The sequence below is a fragment of the Wolbachia endosymbiont of Madathamugadia hiepei genome, assembly GCF_013366855.1.
Taxonomy (GTDB): Bacteria; Pseudomonadota; Alphaproteobacteria; order Rickettsiales; family Anaplasmataceae; genus Wolbachia.
The window spans coordinates 1-3,995 of sequence record NZ_WQMP01000090.1 but is presented as its reverse complement, the minus strand read 5'-3'; the positions used below and the strand labels follow the sequence as shown (position 1 = coordinate 3,995).

Genomic DNA, 3,995 nt, shown 5'->3' with positions numbered 1-3,995 from the left:
TTTTCATATCTAGATTGATGATATAATAGGATTATTGTTATAATTTCAGAATACGTTATTGCGGGTATTCTTGTAGGTTTTTTACCATTGGCTAGTAGTATACTTGCAAACTTCTCATCTATTATTTTACAATAATCATCTACAAAACAGAATAACTCTGTTATATTCTTATGCATTGGGTAACCTCTTATTGTTGCTAAAATACTGGAGTTTACCCTATTTCTCTCTCTACTCTCTTTCTAATCCATAGTTAGCGTTCTTGAGGGGCAAATGATGGAAAACGGAAAGTGTGTTGCTGCTCCTGGGTATGAATTTTTGGGTAAGAAAGGCCATAATCTTAAAAATTCTATTGGTGGATATGGAAGTTTCTGTCCATCTGGTCTTGTGTATAATAATAAAAGAAAGTGTGTTGACCCTTCTGAGCCATTGTGGAAATAAAAATGGTGCTTTTAAATCTAACTATTCATCACACCACAAAGTATATAATTGACATCTACACCTTGAGTTAAATTCCACTCACGCTTCATTACGTTATATTCCATTCCAGCTATGTTTTGTAGCGTGACATTATTTTCTCTTAGGTGACTTGCAATTTCTGACGGCTTGAGAAATTTATTCCAGTTATGCGTGCCTTTCGGTAGCCAGTTTAATATGTATTCTGCACCAACTATTGCAAGACAAAAGGATTTAATAGTTCTATTTATTGTCGATATAAAAATCAGTCCCTCTGGTTTTAGTAGTCCTATTGCTTTTTGCATGAAAAATTCTAAGTTATCCACATGCTCAACTACTTCCATCAGCAGAACCACATCGTATTTTTTGTCACTTTTCAGTTCTTCAATGCTGTTATGCGTATATTCTATGTTTAATCCCACTTTTTCCGCGTGTGACTGCGCCACTTTTATGTTTTCTTCGCATACATCTATTCCCGCAATGCTAATGCCAACACGCGCCATTGATTCTGACAAAATGCCACCACCACACCCAACATCAAGCAATGATAATTCCTTTAAATCGCATTTTTTTAACTCTTTTATTTTTTCAACAATGTATGATACTCTCACAGGATTCATCATGTGTAATGGCTTGAATTTGCCATTTTCATCCCACCACTCGCTTGCCATTTTAGCGAATTTTGATACTTCATCTTCGTTATAAGTTTGTGTGTTTTTTTTCTTACTGGAAGAGGTTATATTGCTGAGTTTATCGAGGCGTTTTTTATGTCTACTATCTTTCGAAAATTCCGTCTCGAGGAATTGCTTGACTATGTCTTTCACTAATCCACTTGCAGTAAACTCTGCACCAAGACATAGTATATTTGCGTTGCCATGCTCGCGAGCTAATTTTGCAATCTCAACACTATTACATAAAGCAGCGTAGATTCCTTCAAAACGATTCGCTACGGTACTCATACCGAGGCCTGTACCGCAGATTAATATCCCATAATTTGCTTTTTTATTTGTTATGTCCTCTACAACTTTAACAGCATAGTCTGGATAATCTACACTCTTTTGCCCAGCAGTGCAGCCATGATCTATCACTGCATAACCCAAGGTTTCCAGGTAAAGCTTTATCTCTGATTTTAATTCATAACCGGCGTGGTCTGAGGCAATTGATATTACATCTGACATATAAGAAACTATGACTTAAAGGCATCTAACATGGGTAATTTATTTTGGGTTTTTTGTCAAGCCCTCCTGACCTTTTGGGAGCTCTGAAGCTTGAAATAAATTTCGAGTCAGGACAGCATAAATTCTGTATAATTTTTATCCTACCACTCATTCGACAAGTAAGATGGATTACATAGATATTATAAAATCAAGACTGTTACTATCTGACATAGTAGGTAAGAAGGTCAGGCTGGCAAAAAGCGGAGATAATTTCGTAGGACTTTGCCCATTTCATAACGAAAAAACACCGTCTTTTTTTGTGAGTAATACTAGGGGATCGTATCACTGTTTTGGCTGCTCTGCTCATGGTGATGTGTTTGAGTTTATTTCACAAACTGAGGGCTTAAGCTTTAAAGAAGCATTGGAAAGGCTAGCATCAGTTGCAGGTGTTGAGTTACCTAAAAACCTCAATATTACCAAAGAAAGCGACAAATTGTTTTCAACGCTGAATTTGGCTGCAAACTGGTTTGTACAAAAGAAACAAGGTGTTATAGACTATTTAGAGCAACGCAAGATTTCGCCTGAAATCATAGATAAATTTAAGATAGGTTATGCGCCAAACTCTGGCTTGAAGGAATATTTAAACTCTTCCGGTATTGAAGACAAAATTTTGACCGATGTTGGGCTAATAAACAAGAATTCTCGTGATTATTTCTATGATCGGCTGATATTTCCTATACACAACATCACAGGCAAAGTTATTGGTTTTGGCGGACGTGCACTGAGCTCTGAGCAACAGCCGAAGTATTTAAACAGCCCAGAGAGTCAGCTCTTTAAAAAGAGGGAGAATTTATACGGGTTAAACCTTGCCTTAAGCGAAATACGCAAAAAACAACACATATTTGTTGTTGAAGGGTATATGGATGTGATAGCACTACATCAGGTGGGAATTAGCAATACAGTTGCTCCGCTTGGCACTGCAATTTCTGCAGAGCAGATAAAAAATCTATGGAGATTTGCTAAAGAAATCTCCATCTGTATGGATGGCGATAGTGCTGGACGTTGTGCCGCTACCCGAGTTGCGGAATTTGCTCTGCCAATATTGGAGCCTGGATACACATTAAAGTTTGTGACTTTGCCGAGCGACAAAGACCCATATGATGTATGCAATGAGCTAGAATATAAGAAAGAAGACGTACTTTCTGCGCTTGACCACTCAACAGAACTGCATTCTGAATATTTATGGCACCACATAGTCAATAGTGGCCTGCAAAACTACGAAAACCTTGCTCCGGAAAAATATTCAGTTCTTGAGCACAAGTTCATGGAATATGTCAATGCTATTGGTAACATCAGTATTAGAAGGTATTATAGAGATTATTTTTACAATAAGGCCAGTGAACTAAGAAGAAGCTTCAAAAAGCAGATTTTTAACAGTAAAATTAGAGCAATAAAAGGTGAATATTTACGCAGCAAATCTCCAGAGCTAATTGAAGCAGAGCAAAATCAAGCCATAATTCTGCGTATAGTAATAGAATTTCCCGAGATCTTATACCATCCTATATTTTTTGAGCAATTTTCTCATTTTGAGTTTACCAATGCCAAGATGAAAAAATTACAACAGCATATAATTGATGTGGCAAATAATGGCAGCGAACTCAACAGAGAGGCTTTATTACAAGAGTTTGGACAGTCTAATGGTGCTGAAACCGTAAGGTTTATATTTGAAAAAACTAGCGTATTAAATAGCCAATTAAACGAGAGGAAATCAGCAGAAATTGTGTGGAATAACGTAGTGTTACGGAAAGAATTAAACGTGTTACAAGAAGAAAAAACAAAAGCAAGGCTGGGCGGTAATTTTGACCTAGAGGAAAGGCTAATAGAGCAAATAAGGCAAATAGAGGATAGTATACAGGAAATGCAAATGGAATTTATTCAAAAATAGACAGATTAAATGCAAGATTTGCTTGACAAATTCTTCCAACTTCATTATCATAGTAGTAGGGGTGTTTCTGACTCAAAACTTGTTTTTGATCTGCAGGCTCAATGACAAAATTCAGTAAAAAACTCAGGGTATTTTTTGGTGGATTGTATCAAATTATAGCGGCTGCATGTCTTTTTCATTTTTTCTACATTCAGCCAAATCGCGCTTAAACTAAGCGTCAGTAAATTATTATGGCGCCAATTTAAAGTATTATAGAGTCAAAACTCGCCACTCGCGGCTTCTTTGCCTTTTTTTCGCTTGGTAAATTTTTTAAATATTTATTACTAAAGTGGTATCCTGGATTCCAGTGGGCTTTGTTGCATGGCAACTAAAAAATCTAGTGGTTACTGACAAAATTCATTATAAAGTTTCTATTTGGCTACCGAAGAAAGAATATGCCA

At 36.5% G+C, this 3,995-nt stretch carries 3 protein-coding genes and 1 pseudogene; 2 read left to right on the top strand and 2 right to left on the bottom strand.

The annotated features are described in order from the left end of the window. Positions 1 to 176: pseudogene (locus GO685_RS05610) on the bottom strand (IS982 family transposase); the annotation flags it as partial. Between the two features lie 94 nt (positions 177 to 270). Between GO685_RS05610 and GO685_RS03740 the strand changes: the two are divergent. Further along, the gene (locus GO685_RS03740; protein WP_175937631.1) at positions 271 to 438 is read left to right on the top strand and encodes a hypothetical protein; all 168 of its coding nucleotides are present in this window, start codon (positions 271 to 273) and stop codon (positions 436 to 438) included. Positions 439 to 455: 17 nt separating this feature from the next. Here the strand turns inward: GO685_RS03740 and ubiG are convergent, their stop codons facing one another. Beyond that, positions 456 to 1,631, bottom strand: coding sequence for a bifunctional 2-polyprenyl-6-hydroxyphenol methylase/3-demethylubiquinol 3-O-methyltransferase UbiG (gene ubiG, locus GO685_RS03735; protein WP_175937630.1), 1,176 nt, complete (start codon positions 1,629 to 1,631; stop codon positions 456 to 458). 163 nt (positions 1,632 to 1,794) lie between these two features. On the opposite strand from ubiG, the gene dnaG reads away from it, so the two are divergent. Next, positions 1,795 to 3,555 (top strand): DNA primase, encoded by a 1,761-nt coding sequence (dnaG, locus tag GO685_RS03730; protein WP_175937629.1) that lies wholly within the window; start codon positions 1,795 to 1,797, stop codon positions 3,553 to 3,555. The last annotated feature ends 440 nt before the right edge of the window (positions 3,556 to 3,995 follow it).